The 16,498-nt window shown below is 63.8% G+C and carries 12 protein-coding genes; 3 read left to right on the top strand and 9 right to left on the bottom strand.

The annotated features are described in order from the left end of the window. Positions 1-9 precede the first annotated feature (9 nt). Both H6955_10340 and H6955_10335 read left to right on the top strand, forming a co-directional pair. The gene (locus H6955_10340) at positions 10-1,338 is read left to right on the top strand and encodes an efflux RND transporter periplasmic adaptor subunit (GenBank protein ID MCP5313949.1); all 1,329 of its coding nucleotides are present in this window, start codon (positions 10-12) and stop codon (positions 1,336-1,338) included. Then, positions 1,335-4,469: an efflux RND transporter permease subunit gene (locus H6955_10335; GenBank protein MCP5313948.1), complete on the top strand. Its 3,135-nt coding sequence runs from the start codon at positions 1,335-1,337 to the stop codon at positions 4,467-4,469. The genes H6955_10340 and H6955_10335 overlap by 4 nt, the downstream gene beginning before the upstream one ends. 19 nt (positions 4,470-4,488) lie before the next feature. Here the strand turns inward: H6955_10335 and H6955_10330 are convergent, their stop codons facing one another. Further along, positions 4,489-5,106 (bottom strand): hypothetical protein, encoded by a 618-nt coding sequence (locus H6955_10330; protein ID MCP5313947.1) that lies wholly within the window; start codon positions 5,104-5,106, stop codon positions 4,489-4,491. Between the two features lie 349 nt (positions 5,107-5,455). Between H6955_10330 and prsT the strand changes: the two genes are divergently transcribed. Next, positions 5,456-8,269 carry a PEP-CTERM system TPR-repeat protein PrsT gene (prsT, locus tag H6955_10325; GenBank protein MCP5313946.1) on the top strand — a complete coding sequence of 938 codons (2,814 nt, stop codon included), beginning with the start codon at positions 5,456-5,458 and terminating at the stop codon, positions 8,267-8,269. Between the two features lie 114 nt (positions 8,270-8,383). On the opposite strand, the gene H6955_10320 is transcribed toward prsT, so the two are convergent. The 8 genes from H6955_10320 to H6955_10285 form a co-directional block, all read right to left on the bottom strand. Next, entirely contained in the window at positions 8,384-9,367 is a 984-nt protein-coding gene (locus H6955_10320; protein MCP5313945.1) for a hypothetical protein, read from the bottom strand. Positions 9,368-9,484: 117 nt separating this feature from the next. Further along, positions 9,485-9,733 carry a cell division topological specificity factor MinE gene (minE, locus tag H6955_10315; GenBank protein MCP5313944.1) on the bottom strand — a complete coding sequence of 83 codons (249 nt, stop codon included), beginning with the start codon at positions 9,731-9,733 and terminating at the stop codon, positions 9,485-9,487. A gap of 2 nt (positions 9,734-9,735) precedes the next feature. Next, a complete protein-coding gene (minD, locus tag H6955_10310) occupies positions 9,736-10,545 on the bottom strand; it encodes a septum site-determining protein MinD (protein MCP5313943.1) in 810 nt (269 codons plus the stop codon). 58 nt (positions 10,546-10,603) lie between these two features. Continuing rightward, positions 10,604-11,323, bottom strand: coding sequence for a septum site-determining protein MinC (gene minC, locus H6955_10305; GenBank protein ID MCP5313942.1), 720 nt, complete (start codon positions 11,321-11,323; stop codon positions 10,604-10,606). Between the two features lie 110 nt (positions 11,324-11,433). Continuing rightward, positions 11,434-12,003, bottom strand: coding sequence for a translation initiation factor 2 (locus H6955_10300; protein ID MCP5313941.1), 570 nt, complete (start codon positions 12,001-12,003; stop codon positions 11,434-11,436). Between the two features lie 37 nt (positions 12,004-12,040). After that, positions 12,041-12,622: a translation initiation factor 2 gene (locus H6955_10295; GenBank protein MCP5313940.1), complete on the bottom strand. Its 582-nt coding sequence runs from the start codon at positions 12,620-12,622 to the stop codon at positions 12,041-12,043. Positions 12,623-12,755: 133 nt separating this feature from the next. Next, the gene (locus H6955_10290) at positions 12,756-14,861 is read right to left on the bottom strand and encodes an EAL domain-containing protein (protein MCP5313939.1); all 2,106 of its coding nucleotides are present in this window, start codon (positions 14,859-14,861) and stop codon (positions 12,756-12,758) included. A 25-nt stretch (positions 14,862-14,886) separates the two neighbouring features. After that, positions 14,887-16,032 carry a hypothetical protein gene (locus H6955_10285; GenBank protein MCP5313938.1) on the bottom strand — a complete coding sequence of 382 codons (1,146 nt, stop codon included), beginning with the start codon at positions 16,030-16,032 and terminating at the stop codon, positions 14,887-14,889. Between the last annotated feature and the right edge of the window lie 466 nt (positions 16,033-16,498).

Genomic DNA, 16,498 nt, shown 5'->3' with positions numbered 1-16,498 from the left:
GAATAACCCATGGCCGATCCATCCGAGTCCCGTTGGCGTGTCCTGTGGTTGCTGCCGCCGCTGGCGGTTGGGATCCTGGCGGTCGTAGTGATGGCGGGCGGGCGGCAACCGCCGACGCGCACCGATCCCGTTGAGATCAGCCACCCGGTGCGCGTGGTATCAGCCCGCGCGATCGACCTGGTACCCGTCGCCGACGGCTACGGCGAGGTCCAGCCGGCAAAGGTCTGGGCCGCGGTTGCGCAGGTCGCCGGACGCATCGTCGAGACCCATCCGCGGCTGCGCGACGGTGAGATTCTTCCGGCCGGGACTCTGCTGTTCGCGATCGATCCCGTCGACTACGAACTCAAGCTCGCACAGGCGAACGCCGAACTTGCCGAACTCGCTGCGCGCGAGGAAGCCACGCACGCCTCTTTGGAGATCGACCGGCGCAATCTGAACCTGGCGCGACGTGAGCGCGAACGCATCTCCAACCTGTCCGCCAAGGGCACGGCATCGCGCAGCGACGTCGACAGCGCCGAACGCAGCGTGCTCAGCGCGCAGACCGCCGTGCAGAACACGGAGAACACCCTGGCGCTGATCCCCGCGCAACGTCGGTTGCTCGAGGCCAAGCTGGCGCAGGCCGAACGCGATCTCGCGAACACCCGGGTCGAGGCGCCGTTCAATCTGCGGATCACCGAGCTCGCAGTGGAAAAACATCAGTACGTCACCATTGGCCAGACGCTGTTTCGTGGCGACGGCGTCGATCGTGTGGAGATCGTGGCACAGGTCGCGATGTCGTCACTGCGCAACCTGTTTGCCGGCCGCGAGGACGCAGTGCCCACCGTTGGGGAGATGCAGACGCGGCTCGCAGATTTCACCGGCTTCGCCCCCCTGGTTCGCATGGACCTCGGTGGCCTCACTGCGGAATGGCAGGCGCAGTTCGTGCGTTTCAGCGACCTGGTCGACCCGCAGACACGTACGATCGGTGTCGTCATCGCCGTCGACGACCCGCTCGGTCAGGCAATCCCGGGCCGCCGGCCACCCTTGTCCAAAGGGATGTTCGTGCAGGTCGAGATCCGTGGGCGGACCCAGGTCGAACGCATCGTCATACCCCGCAGCGCGATACGCGGCGGTAAGGTGTACCTGGTCGATGATCAGCAACGCCTGCGCATTGAGCCGGTCGAGATCCTGTTCAGCCAGAACGGCCTGAGCGTGATCGACGACGGTATTCACGACGGCGATCGCGTGGTCGTCAGTGATCCGATACCGGCGGTAAAAGGGATGCTGCTCGATCCCGTTCCGGACGCCGAGATCCAGGCCCAGTTGGCCGGCGCCAATACCGCACCGGGGAAACCATGATCGCCTGGTTCGCCCGCCACCCGACCGCGGCCAACCTGTTCATGGCCGCGATCATGATCCTCGGCCTGGTGGCGTTGCCCGGCCTCAAGCGCGAGACCTTTCCCGAGATCACCAACGACAAGGTCGAGGTCCGCGTGGTGTACAAGGGCGCCACCACGGACGAGGTCGAGGACGCGATCTGCCGGCGCCTCGAGGATGCGATCGACGGGATCTCCGACATCGACGAGACCCGCTGCGAGGCGCGCGAGGGGATAGGCATCGCGGTCGCGGTGATGCGCGAGGGCGCCGATATGGCGCGTTTCCTCGACGACGTCAAATCCGAGGTCGATGCGATCGTCGATTTTCCGGATCAGGCCGAGCCTCCGGTGGTACAGGAACTGGCACGCACAGAGGCGGTCGTATCGATCGCGATCACCGGCCCGGAAGACCCGGTGGTGTTGAAGGCCTATGCCGAGGACATCAAGTCACGCCTGCAGACGCTGCCGCAGGTCGCGACCGTGACCGTCAAGGGTTTTTCGACGCACCAGATACGCATCGAGATAGACGCCGCGACGATGCGCCGTTTCGGCCTCTCCGCTGCCGATATCGCCGCGGCGGTGCAACGTCAGAGCGTCACCAGCCCGGCCGGCGAACTGCTCGGCGGCGACGAAGACATACTGCTGCGCTTCGACGACCAGCGTAAGACCGCGTCCACGTTGCGCGACCTGGTCGTGATTTCGAGTAGCAGCGGCGCGACGATTCGCCTCGGCGAGATCGCCACGATCAGCGACCAGTTCGAGCGCGCCGAGGACAAGGTGCTGTTCAACGGTCGACGGGCGGCGGTGCTCGACGTCGCCAAGACGCGCGCGCAGGACATCCTCGACACCTTCGCCGCTGTCGAGGCCTTTGTCGCCGATGCACAGGCACTGGCTCCGACCGGCATCACGCTGACACTCACCCAGGACCGCTCCTCGGTAGTCCGCGACCGCCTCGACATGCTGGTGCAAAACGGCGTTCAAGGGTTGATCCTGGTCTTCCTGGTGCTGTGGCTGTTCTTCAGCTTCCGCTACAGCTTCTGGGTCACGATGGGTCTGCCGGTGTCGTTCCTCGGTGCCTTGTTCGTATTGCCGTTGCTCGGTATCAGCATCAACATGATCTCGATGGTCGGGCTGCTGATCGGCATCGGCCTTTTGATGGATGACGCGATCGTCATTGCCGAGAACATCGCCGCGCGCCTGGAAAAGGGCGATCGACCGCTGCAGGCGGCCGTGACCGGCGCGACGCAGGTGCGGCAAGGTGTCCTGTCGTCGTTCGCGACCACCTTGCTGGTGTTCGGCTCGCTGGCGTTCATCGGCGGCGATATCGGTCAGGTCCTGCGCGTCGTCCCGATGGTGCTCATCCTGGTCATCGTCGTCAGCCTGGTCGAGGCCTTCCTGATCCTGCCGAGTCATCTCGGGCATTCGTTGCAGCACGCCGCGGCGCGCAGCCCGGGTCGCATGCGCATGGCCTTCGAACGGCACTTCGCCGCGTTTCGCGACCGGCGCTTCGCAGCCTTGCTGGAGCGCGCGATCCGATGGCGCTACCTGACCGTCGGCATCGTCTGCATGCTGTTTCTGTTCGCCATCTCGATGCCGATCGGCGGCAAGCTGAAATTCACCGGATTTCCGGATATCGAGGGCGACGTGGTCGAGGCCCGGTTGCTGTTGCCGCAGGGAACGCCGCTGGCGCGCACCGAGGCGATCGTCGACCACCTGCAGGCGATTGCCTGGTCGATCAATGCGGAGCTCAGGGCCGACCAGCCTGACGGGGCCGACCTGGTGCGCAACGTCACCGTGCTGTTCGGCGAAAACCCGGATGCCTACGAAAGCGGGGCACATGTCGCACGCATCATCGTGGACCTGCTGAGTGCCGAGGTCCGCGGCACCTCGCTGGACGAATTCCGCAACCTTTGGCGTGAGCGTGCCGGCCGGCTCACCGATGTGATCGCGTTGAAGTTTGCCGAGCCAGTGATCGGTCCTGGCGGGCGGGCGATCGACCTGCGCCTGATCGGTAGCGACCTCACGCAGATCAAGCAGGCGGCGCATGACATGCGTGACTGGCTAGGGCGATTCGACGGTGTAATCGATCTGAGTGACGACCTGCGCCCGGGCAAGCGCGAATACCGCCTGCATCTCAAGGGCAGTGCCGGCGTCCTGGGGGTCGATGCGAACAGCATCAACAACCAGGTGCGTGCCGCTTTTCAGGGCTACAAGATCGACGAGTTCCCACGCGGCGCGGAAACGATCGAGGTCGACCTGCGGCTCACTCACGCCGACCGCAGCCGCGTCGATGATCTGGAACGGATCAGTATCGTCGGCCCAGGCGGCAGCCTGATTCCGTTGCCGGTCGTGGCGAATATCGAGGAGGCGCGCGGCTGGGCGCGCATCAACCGTATCGACGGTCGGCGTACCGTGACCGTGCAGGGTGACGTCGACCGCGCACGCGCCAATGCTCAGGAGGTCCTCAACCTGGCGAAAAGCGAGCTGTTTCCGTTGCTCAGGGAACGCTACCCCTCGGTGCGGATCGACGTCCAGGGCGAGAGCAACGAATCGGCCAAGACCGGCGGCTCGATCGCGCGCAACGTGCTGCTCGGCATGATAGGTGTCTACATGCTGCTGGCGCTGCAGTTCCGCGGCTACCTCGCGCCGATCACCGTGATGTCCGTGATCCCGACCGCGTTGATCGGTGTGGTGTTCGGACACATGGCACTGGGTCTCGACCTGACCCTGCCGAGCATGGTCGGCATGGCCTCGCTGTTCGGCGTGGTGGTCAACGACTCGATCCTGCTCGTGGTCTTCATGCGCGAAGAGCGGGCGGCCGGTGTGCCGGTCGGACAGGCTGCACGGCACGCCGCCATAGCGCGCTTCCGTCCGATCCTGTTGACCTCGATCACGACCATCGCCGGTCTCACGCCACTGTTGCTGGAACGCAGCCTCCAGGCACAGATCCTGATACCTTTGGCGACCAGCCTGGCATTCGGCCTGATGGCCGCGACCGTGATCGCGCTGTTTCTGGTCCCGGCGATCTACTGCATCCTGGACGATTTCGGTCTGCTCGGGGAGATCGATGCACCGGAGACCGAAGCACCCGCGGGCCTGTCGGCGAGCCCCTGATCGCGGCCGCGGTGCCCCCTCATCCCGGTCCGACGATCACCAGGTCTTCGACGTAGACCACCTCGCAGGAATGCGCGCCGCTGTCGGTGCGGCTGAGCGAACTGCGCCAACGCCAACCGTCAGCCGCGTGCGCCTCGATCAGGTAGCCGCGCAGTTCGACCACCTGCCCGTCGCGCACCGCATCCAACGCTTCGGCCACCGTCTCGTCGGCAGGGATCATGTGCATATTGGCGCTGTTGTGCTGTATCTCGCTGCGCGACACAGGCAACTGCTGCGCGCTCCATCGGTACCAGCGCCCACCCTGGGTGATCGACAGTTGATCCAGGACGCGTTCGTCCGACATGGGTCCCCAACCGAGCGCAAGATCGACCGGCGCCAGCCCGGCCTCCCGGTCGAATCGGTAGTCCTCGCGCCCGAGCACCCGCGCCTGCAGCGCGAATCGCGCCAGCGGCTGGATTGCATAGTCGCCGTACCGAAAGGGCGCGACACCCTTCACCGGGGTCTGCGTCGGTGTCGTGGGGGCGACGACGCCGGGTCCATGACGGACTGCACCGCTGTCGCCGAGCCACCACGACAAGGCCCCACCGGCAGCGAGCAGGAGCGACAGGCGGGCCAGCGTCACGGTGCGCCTCCGCATAGCGCCACGATACCCTGCGAACAGGTGCTGCCTTCGATTCCCACGCGACCGGCGCTCACCATTACCCGATAACCCCGCTACAGTCTCCCAGGACTGCGTATCGGCACCGGATCCTCTGGCTGCAGGGCGGCCCTACCGACACACACCCGCTCTGGTATCCGCGCCGCACCGGTCAGGCCATGGATCAAGCGTCACCGGAATGCGCCGTTAACATGGGATGCGCCTTCAGCTGAACGCAACGTCCATGGCCAAGCGGGTATAGTGGAACGCCTGTGGTCTGGGCCTGTCTGACCAATCACCGTGTTCGACGCCCGATCAGTCAATCGAAATAGGTCATCAATCCGTCACGATGTCGAAACCAAGAATCAAGAAATCCCGCCTGGCACTCCTGGTTGGCGCCAGTCTGCTGTGCGTCGGTGCCGGTGCCGCGGACATCACAGCCGTGCGCTATTACGAGGATGCCGTCTCGCGATTCAACAACCGCGACCTGAAAGGCGCCGAGATCCAGTTGCGCAATGCCTTGTCGCGCGACCCGAGCCAGCTGGCGGCACGCCTGCTGATGGGACGGGTGCAACTCGGGCTGGGCAACGCCCAGCAGGCCGAGGAAGACCTGCTGATGGCGGACTCGCTGGGCGCCGACCCCTCGGTCACCGCGGTACCCCTGGCAAAGGCGCGCAATCGCCTGGGCAAACACAAGGAACTGGTCGAAAAACTCGTTCCCACCGCCTACCCACTGGATATCCAGGCCGACCTCTGGGTCGAACTCGGTCTCGCGCGGTTGTACACGCAGGACGTCGAAGGCGCACGGGTCGCGTTCCAGCGCGCGCTGCAGGTTGTACCGAATCACGCCGGCGGCATGATCGGGCTGGCGCGGATACCGTTGCGCAAAGGCGATTTCACCGAGGCTGCGCGGCTCGCGGACAACGCGGTCACCGCGGATCCTTCCAACGCCGAGGCGTGGTTGATCAAGGCCTCCACGTTGCACGCCCTGGGAAAGTACGAGGACGCGGCGCGGGCCTACGCACAGGCGCGCGATCTCGATCCCGGCAACAGCGCCGCAGGCCTCGGCGAGGCGACGGCGCTACTCGATGCCGACCAGGTCCGCAAGGCGAGTGCCCTGCTCGCGGATCTCCGCAAGTCTTTCCCGTGGATGCCTGAGGCGGCCTATCTGCATGCCAGGACACTCGCCAGCCTCGGCAACATCGAGGAGGCCAGGCAAGAACTCGCCGCAGCCACCGAGATGCTGGACTCGCTCGACCCGGCCGATCTCTCGGACAACCCGGCACTGTTGCGCCTCGTCGGCACCATCGCATTCGACAACGATCAATTGGAACGGGCCTACCGCTCGTTCGCGCTTTACCTGGAACAACGCCCGGACGATGTCGCCGCCAGCAAGAATCTGGCACGCATCGCGATGCGTCTGGGCAAGCCGGGCGAGGCGAGACGGGCATTGACACCGATCGTGAACGCCGGCCGTGCCGACGCCGAGATCCTTGCGCTGCTGGGCGATGCCAATCGACAGCTCAACGACTACATGGTCGCGGAGACCTATTACCGCGAAGCCATCGCCAACTTCAAAGGAGGACCGGCACTGCTCGGTCGTCTAGGCGCAGCGCAGTACCAGCAGGGACAGCGGCAGGATGCGTTGCAGACCCTGCAGTTTCTGCTCGACGACGCTCAATCCAATACCCCGGCCCGGGTCGCGTTGTACGGCGCCATGCTGTACTTCGCCGAGGGCAAACTGGATGAGGCCGAAAAGATCACGAACGGCGTACTGGGAAAAGACCCCGAAAATCTCACTGCACTCAATCTACGTGCGGCGCTGGCGATCGCGCGCAGCGACTACGCAGGTGCCAACGATCAGTTGACAGCCCTGGTGCGCGACAATCCCACCTTCATGCCGGCCCGCTACAACCTGGCGAAACTGCTGGTCCTCCAGGGACAATACCGCGAGGCCAATGCGGAACTGGCGAGGCTGCTTTCAGAAAATGCCAACGATACCCGGGCGCTTTTGGAATCGGCACGCCTGGCGGTGAAGCTGAACGACTACAGGACCGCGATTCAACACTACGAGAAGATCCGCCAGATCGATCCGCAGGCACTTATACCCGCGGTCGAACTGGTGAACCTCTACATGCACGAATCGCGTCCCGGAGATGCGATGGGGGTGGCCTCGGCACTCAATAGCGCGCTGCCGAACAACCCCTATGTACAACAGACACTCGCGCGCGTGCTGATCGCACGCAATGAACTCGCCGATGCGCGCATCGTGCTCAGCAAGGCGGCGACGGAATCGGGCTACGATCCTCGCCTGCTGTTGAGTACCGCGCAGCTGCAAAAAGCGGCCGGTGGTCTCGAGGACGCCGTGGTGACCTTGTCCAAGCTGCTGGCCGACGAACCGGCGTCGCTCGCGGCGCGCAAGGAACTCGCAGACACCCGTTACCTGTTGGGCGATCTTGACGCCGCGCAGCAAGAACTGGAGTCGGTGCTGAAGGAAGCGCCGGATGACGTCTTTGCCCTCGCGCTGCTTGGCGATGTACTGCTGGCAAAGAACCGCGCCGCAGACGCCGTGCAGGTGTTCGCGCGCGCCAGCGAAGTCAGGGACCTCCCGGAGCTCGCAGTCAGCCGGTTTCGTGCAAGGGTACTTGCCGGGGAGGGTCCCGCGGCGCTTTCCGATCTGCAGGCCTGGGACAAGGCGCATCCGGACAGTCCGATCGTCACCCGCGCGCTGGCCGAGTACCTGCACCAGCTGGGCAGGATCAACGCTGCCCTGCCCTACTACGAGCGCCTGGTCGGGCTGCTGCCCAAGGACGCCGTCGCGCACAACAACTTCGCCAACCTGCTGACCGAGATCGACAGCGAGCGTGCCCTCAAGGCCGCGCAACGCGCGTTCGAACTGGACCCGACGGACCCGGCGATTCTGGATACCTACGGCTGGGCGCTGGTGCAGATCGGCGATCTAGAGACCGGCCTGTCGCATCTGCGGGACGCGGTTGTACGTAATGGCCGCTCGGCGGTCACCCGTTACCATCTGGGCGTGGCACTCGAGGAATATGGCAACCGCGGCGAGGCGAGACGCCAGCTGCAGCAGGCGCTGCAGATTGCCAACGACGCGGCGACCTGGACCGGCGATGCCCGGCAGCGCCTGTCGCGGCTCCAGTAGCACCGCCACCCCTGCGTTACCCCGCCGCGCGGCGGAATTCGAACGTTCTCAAACGAAAATCCCCCTGGCACCGCGGTACCAGGGGGATTGTCAGTGTGCGTGAACCGCGTCGCTTCAGGCCGCGATGCGCTTCTGCCGGCGACTGAACCACAGCATCCCGAGCGCGGTGAGCAGCAGGGGAGCCGGTGCCGGCACTTCGTTGGGGGGTTCGCGCGGATCGACCAGCTTGCCGCCAATCGAGGCGATCTTAAAGTAGTCGTTGCCCGTGTCGCAGCTGCCACCGGACAGACAGGTCGAACCGTACACCGAGTTGTACGCGGCGACGATCCAGTAGCGCGACTCGATGGCCGTACTGATCGTTGAGGTGCCTGGCGCGCCGCCAAAGTCGACATCGTAGTTGCCGACCAGGGTCCAGCCGTTGTCGGTCAGGTCTTCGCCGGCGGTGCTGAACAGCACGTTGTCGACGTTCGGCGTGTCACCGACACCGCCACCCTCGAACGCCAGCAGGTTGATGTCGGCATCGCCGCTGACCCAACCCATCGTGATGTCGGTCAGCGAGACCGAGTTGCCGGCGCCGAAATCGAACACCACCAGTTCCAGGCGGCCGTTGTTGTCGACGCCATGCTGGGGACTCGATTCCGACTGGTCGGCATTGTATTCACCGATGCCTGACGAACCCCAGATGCGAAGACCGGCCTCGGCCAGGCGGTTATTGATGCTGCCAGGTTCGGTTGCCGCCCAGCCCGCGGCCGTCACGCTGGGTCCGCCGCCAGGGCTGGAACTGAAGGTCTTGGTGTGCGAGACGGTGGTATCGCCGCCGGTCAGGTTCCAGGTGTATGCCGTGTCGGCTGCCGCGGATGCAGAGAGGACAAGCGCAGTCAGACCGATGAGGGAGGGCAGTACATTTATTTTTTTGGTCGGCATTGCCGGGACTCCAGATTTTCCGTTTGGGCCGTCGCGACGGCGGTCAGGCTTCTTTGCTTCTGACAAAGCAATTAGCGTGCCTTCTTGCGTCTGGTGTAGCATTTTCAGCAGCTTACGCGGGTGAGTCGAAAAATTCCCGGGCTGGTCGGCGCGATGTGTAAAGAATGCCGACACCGACCCTGATCGCTGTTCCCGAACCGGCGCGCCCGGATCGAAGGATACCGGGATCGACAGCGCGGCGACCCGGTTCGCGCCGGCGCCGCGTTCGGCTGCATTGGGTCATCCGCCGCCTCAATCCGGCAGGACGATGTTCAGTTCGAGGATCTCCTGGGCGCCGTCGCGCTCGACGTTCACCGAGACCGCATCATTATCTATAGCGACGTATTTGCGGATCACCTTGAGCAGGTCGTGCTTGAGTTGCGGCAGGTACGAAGGGCCCCCGCCGCGCCGGTCGTGGGCGACCAGGATCTGCAGGCGCTCCTTGGCGATGGCCGCCGAACCGCTGGATTTGCGTTGTCTGAAATAGTCGAGCAGTGCCATGTTCACCCCCGGAACAAGCGGCCGAACAGGCCCTTTTTCTCGATCGTGAGGAAGCGATGCGGCAAGTCTTCGCCGAGGTAGCGCGAAACCATGTCGCCATACGCCTGACCGGCACTGCTCTCGCGGTCGAGAATCACCGGTACGCCCGCATTCGACGCATTCAGCACCGACGCGGACTCCGGGATCACCCCGATCAGGTCCAGCGACAGGATCTCCTGGACATCCTCGAGCGCCAGCATCTCACCGCGTTTCACCCGCTCGGGCGAATAACGGGTCACCAGCAGAAACTCGCGGATGCCGTCGAGTCCCTGTTCCGCCCGCCGCGACTTGCTCGCCAGGATGCCGATCATGCGATCGGAATCACGCACCGAGGAGACCTCGGGATTGGTCACGACGATCGCGTCGTCGGCGAAGTACATCGCCAAGGTGGCGCCCTTCTCGATCCCGGCCGGCGAATCGCAGACGATGAACTCGAACTCCCGGCCGAGCTCCTCGAGCACCTTGCCGACGCCTTCGACGGTCAGCGCCTCCTTGTCACGCGTCTGCGATGCCGGGAGGACGAACAGATTGGGATTGCGCTTGTCCTTGATCAGCGCCTGTCCGACGTTCGCCTCACCGTTGATCACGTTGACGAAATCGAACACCACGCGCCGTTCGCACCCCATGATCAGGTCGAGATTGCGCAAGCCGACGTCGAAGTCGATGACGACCGTCTTGAAGCCGCGCTCGGCCAGCCCCATGGCAAAGGCCGCGCTGGTCGTGGTCTTACCCACCCCGCCCTTGCCGGAGGTTACAACGATGATTCTCGCCAACTGAGTACTCCTCGGGACACCAAGTCCGCGTTGGTCAGATTGAGACGGTAGGGACGCGTCAGAGCAGCTCGAATCTCAGCGCGTCACCGGACAGGGAGATCTGCACCGATCGCCCCAGAAAACGACTTTCCAGGTTTTCGCTCACCCGATAGCGGCCGGCGATCGAGACCAGTTCGGCGCCCAGCTCGCGGCAGAAAATCCGGGCACCGGCGTCACCGGAGACCCCCGCCATCGCGCGACCGCGCAGCGGCCCATAGGCGTGGATGTGTCCGTCGGCCATGATCTCGGCACCCGAGCTCACCCCGGCCAGTAGCACCAAGTCGCCGGCATCCGCGTAGATGCGCTGCCCCGAACGCACTGGTTTGTCGACGATCAGGGTGCGGCTGGTCGGCTGCGCCGCCTCGCGCGGAGCGGCCGGGGCCTGTGGCGTCGACACCTTGCGTCCGGCCGGCATGACCGCGAGTTCGAGCGCCAACGCCTGCGCCTTCTGTTCTTCGGATCCGCCGCGCACGCCGACCGGAATCATGCCATGGCCGCGCAGCATACCGACGATCATCGGAAACTCTTCCAATTGGTCGCGCTGGTTCAGCCCCGAGAGGTCGATCGCAACCGGCGCCTGATCGAAAAACGACGGCAGCCTGGCCACCTGCTGAGCCAGAAAAGCGTCGAGGCCGGCGGTGTCGAGGTCCCGCAGGACCAGGGTCGGGATCGTGAACTGCCCGGCCTTCATATCGAACGGCGCAGGTGAACTGGTGGTGCGCGCGGGGGCCTCGGACATGCCTCGTACTGCTCCGGCAGGTGGTTGCGTTGTCAGGCCCATGAGTCTATCCGAATTCAGCGCAATCCGTGGGACACGCCGCGCCGCGCCGGCCGGCGCCGGCCGGCCGATCAGTTGGGCATTATCGGGTTCATCGCACCCATCGGCCCGGCGATCTGGCGCACGTTGTGACGCATGCCGCGCATACCGCCGGTGATGAAGTGCATCTGCTCGGCGATACCGCCCATCGCACCGGTCATGTGCTGCATGCTCTCGTCGATACCGAGCATCTCGGTCTCGATATTCTGCATATTCTCCCGCAGTCGCGGCATCGTCTGTGTGATCGCGTGCATACTGTGGGTGATTGGCTGCATATGCGCGATGTGTCCGTCGAAACGCTCTACCCGCTGGGCGATCAGGGCCATGTCGAAATCGACCCGTTCCAGGTTCCGATACATCGAGTCCATGTTGTTGACGATGCCGTCGAGGTCGCGGTACAGGACGCGCACATAGTAGACGTTCACGCTGGCCAGGAGCACCAGCAGAAGGGACACGACCAGGATCACCTTGTCGGTGATCTTGAAGTGCCGATGGCGTTCGTCCAGGTGCAGCTGCGTCTCGCGACCCAGCCGCGCCATCACCTGGATGATCGGACTGCGTGGATCGACGCTCATCGCTGCCAGCCCCGCTGCGCGAGCCATGCGGTTGCAGGCTGCCCGTTGGTCGTGTCTGTCCGTGTCATGGGAACGGGATCATTCCGTTGAGCGTGCGCGCCGGCTTGGCCATGCGATGCATGTCGGCATTCATCGCCTGCACCTCGATATTCATCGCACCCATGGTGACCGCGATCCCCTCGACGTTCAGGCGCGAGCCGGTCATCTGCACGCCAATGTCCGCGACACTCTCCTCGATGCGCTCCGCGCTCTCGGCGATCCCGGCGATCTCGTCCTGCATCACCGTGGTGTTGCCACCGATCGACTCGAGCTGCGCCACCTGCACCTCCATCGAGGCCATATTGGCCGCGATCGCATCCATGCGCTGCGACACGGCGGCGAAGTGTTGGTTCATTGCCGCCACCACGCCCGAGATCCGGTTGATCTGCGAACTCAGCGTCAAAAGCAGGACCAGGATCGAGAATGCGATCACGAACAGGATTATCAGCCCGGCACGGATACTGTAGTTGAGCCGGTCACCCAGCTTGTTCTTGACGTCGATCTGGCTGAGGACGATGCCCTCGAACGAACTCAGTGCGCGCAGATACTGCTGCTGCAGGACTGTATCGTCGGCGCCGTTTCTGCCCCCCGCTTCTTCACCAGCCATAGTTCCTTCGACACCTTCTGCAGGCAGCCACGACGCGTTCCGGCGGGTACGCCCGGTAGCTGCAGGTAATTTGCAGAATTCTGGCACACGTTGCCCGGACGTGTAGACCGGGCGCGTTCGGTATTGATCAACGTCAATGTTTCAGGGGCTGTGGATGCTTCAGCAGCTCGCCGGCCTCGGCTGGCGGCACGGGTTCGGAGAACCAGAACCCCTGTGCCTCTGGACACTCCATCGACAACAGTGCATCCAGCTGTCCGCGCGATTCGACGCCTTCGGCGACCACGTTCATGTTCAGCATGCGTCCGAGCCCGACGATCGTCTTGATGATCGCCAGGCTCTGGTCTTCGCTGCCGAGACTCTGTACGAACGAGCGGTCGATCTTCAACGTGTCGTATGCGCAGCGTTGCAGGTAAGACAGGGACGAGTAACCGGTACCGAAATCGTCCATGTGGATCTTGATCCCGAACTCACGCAACTCCGCGAGGACCGCCTGGGTGGCCTTTTCCTGGTCCATGCAATCGCGCTCGGTGAACTCGAGCGAGAGATCGGCCGGCGCCAGCCCGCTGTCGAGTACCATGTCCTTGAGACGCTGGGCGGCGTGTTCGCCGCGGAACATGCTCGCCGACACGTTCACGCTGACGCGCAGTGGCGAGCCATTGGCGAACAGTCGGCGCCACTCGCGGGCCTGTTTGCAGGCCTGCTCGAGCACCCACCAGGTCAGGTTCGCCAGCATCCCGGAATCCTCCACCACCGACAGGAAACTGTCCGGTGCGAGCAACCCCTTTTCCGGATGCAGCCAGCGCAGCAGGGCCTCGAATGCGACGATCCGCCGCTCGGCGAGCGTGACAATCGGCTGGTAATAGACGACGAATTCGCCGCGCGCCAGCGCGCGTCGCAGATCGGTCTCCATGTTCAGGCGCGAAATGGCCGCCTGGTGCATGGTGGTATCGAAAATGACCGTGTTCTCGTTGGCCGACCGCTTGGCCCGGTACATCGCGAGGTCTGCATCGCGCAACAGCTCTTCCGGTGATTCGTACTGCTGCGTCGCCACGGCGACGCCGATGCTGGCGCTGGAGTACATCCCCCGTCCGGCGATCGAAAACTCCTGCTGGAAGAGGTGGTGGATACGCTCGGCCACCTGCGTGGTATCCGACTCGTCGACGATGTCGCTGACCAGCACGGCGAACTCGTCGCCCCCCATGCGGGCGACCGTATCGCCCGGGCGGATGACACTCATCAGGCGTCGCGCTATCGACACCAGCAGACTGTCGCCAGCGGAATGCCCGAGGCTGTCGTTGACGAATTTGAAACGGTCTAGATCGAAGTACAGCACCGCGAAACGCAGTTCGTTGTTGCGCTTGTAGCGGCGCAGCGCCTGCTGCAGGCGGTCAACGAACAGTACCCGGTTTGGCAGTCCGGTCAGCGGGTCGTGCAGCGCGCGATGGACCAGCTGGTGCTCGGTCGCCTTGCGTTTCGCAATACTGCTGATCGAACCCGCCATACGCGTCGGTCTGCCGTCGGCATCGGCGAGGATGACGCCACGCGCATACACCCAGATGAATTCCCCGGATTCATGCCGCAGCCGATGTTCATGTTCGAAATGTGTCCGTTCACCGGCCGGCTTGGCATGCAGAATACGACGGAACTCGGCAACATCGTCCGGATGGATACGTTCCAGCCAATCCTGCAGGCGCTTGACCTGCGCGTCTTCCGGCAATCCCAGCAGTTCGCCCCACCTCGGTGAGAAGTAGGCCTCGTCGGTCGCCGCATCCCAATCCCAGATGCAGTCGTTCGCACCGGCGACTGCCAGCGCATAACGCTCTTTGACCTTGACCAGTGCAGATTCCGCGCGCTGACGCTCGATGGCATACAGGATCGCGCGGTGCAGCAGGGCCGCATTCACCTCGCGCTTTATCAGGTAGTCCTGGGCACCGCTGCGGACCGCGCTGGCGGCGACCCGCTCCTCGTCGCAATTGGTGAGAATGATGACCGGGACCCCGGGGGCCGCCGCGGCGATATGTCGATAGCCATCGAGTCCACGCGTGTCAGGAAGGTGCAGGTCGAGCAGTACGACGCTCGGGCGATTGCCGGCGGCAAGATCGCTCAATGCGCTGCTGATGCTGCGCGCGTGACGGATTGTGTAATTGTGCGTGTACCGCTTCGCGAGATACAGACGGACGATCTCCGCTTCTTGCGGGTTGTCCTCGACCAGCAGGACATCAATGCCTTCGCTATTCATGGAGCTTTCAACACACCCGTGCACACTATGATGTCACCACCTCCGCCGATCCTTCGGCCTGCGGTACCGAGAAGATGAATACGCTCCCGCTACCCGGCGACGAACGCACCCAGATCTTGCCACCGTGGTTCTGCACGATCCGCTTGCAGATCGCCAACCCCATCCCGGTACCGGGATACTGTTCGGCACCGGACGCCCGCTCGAACATCCCGAATATCCGACGGGTGTCGTCTTCGGCGATGCCGATGCCGTTGTCCTTGACCCCGATACGCCACTCGTTGCGCACACGCTGGGCGCGTACCGTGATATTCAAAGGGCGTTCGCTGCGAAACTTGATCGCATTGCCAACCAGGTTCTGGAGCACACGCTGGAACTGACGTCGGTCGACCGACAGCGTCGGCAGCGAGTGGTGCCGACTGATCGAGCCCCCAATCTCCTGCAACGTCAGTTTGTACAGACTGCTCACTTCGTCCAGCAGCTCATTGAAATCGACCGGCTCACGCTCGGGTTTTGAATTCTGCAGACGAGAATAGTCCAATAACTCGTCCAGCATCTCCTGCGTGCGGTTCAGATTGAACTGCAGATGTCCGAGCACCTTGGAACCAGGTTCACCGAGTTCGTTGGCGTAGTCCTCGTTCAACACGTCGGCATAACGGCGCGCGAGCTGCAGCGGGTCCTGCAGGTCGTGCGACACCGCGTAGACGAGTTTCTCCTGATCCATCTCCACGGCTGATTCGGCCGTGCCCACCGATTCGGCCCGGTCGTGCCGCAGGCTGAAACCGCGCTCCTGGACTGCCATGTTGCCAATGAGCCGCGCCAGCGCCACCAGGCCGGAACTGCTGTGCGGGTAAGCGACCGTGACCGCGGAATCGAACACCGGCGCCTTGGGGCCGGTTGCCGCCTCGTCGGTCAGCAAGACCAGCAGGGCATTCGGACGGTGTTGCGCGCATGCGGCCACGACCAAGCGCCACTCCGACCATGGCTGCCGGTCATCGACCACGACAACCTGGTAACGCTGCTCCGAATAGATCGCTTGATAGAACGCCTGGGCGTCGCTCACCGACGACAGACGAATCCCCGCGCCTTCCGATTCGCGCGCAAGCAGCGTGCTCAGCACGAGTTCGTCAGCGCCATTGTCGCTGACGAACAGAACCTGGATGTCGGTATTCACGAGTTATTCTTTTCGGCACTTTTATTATCGGCAACCGCAACCGCCCGCTCCTGGACAGTCAACGGCCGCACCCTCTTCAGGCGGGACCGCCGGGGATTGTGTCGCGTCGTGCCGGCCGGCCGGACTCTCACCGGTACCCGCCGAGGGTGATGGGACCTGCCAATGGTTCCACCGTACGACGCGACTTCGACACCCCGATTGGATGGCGGCTCGCCGCTCTGTTTTTTCTTTCCAAACCACACCCTTAGACGAACTGCTTGTCTTTTGGGTTAGCTCCATTCTCGCAAAATTCGACGAGCCGTAAATGGCGGAATTTCGCCGTCCGCAGTTTGTTGACGCACCTGCGATTCCGGCCAGAAAACCTTTCGTAAAATATGCCATTAAAGGCGCCTGCATAGGCACTTAAGGCATAAAGCGTCAATTCTACCTCGTGCCGGCCATCATTTTAGTGCTTTTTATTCCCAAT

This window comes from Chromatiaceae bacterium, from assembly GCA_024235395.1.
Classification (GTDB): Bacteria; Pseudomonadota; Gammaproteobacteria; order Chromatiales; family Chromatiaceae; genus Thiosocius.
Note: the sequence above shows the minus strand (reverse complement) of the source record. Positions and strands in the feature narration are given on the sequence as shown.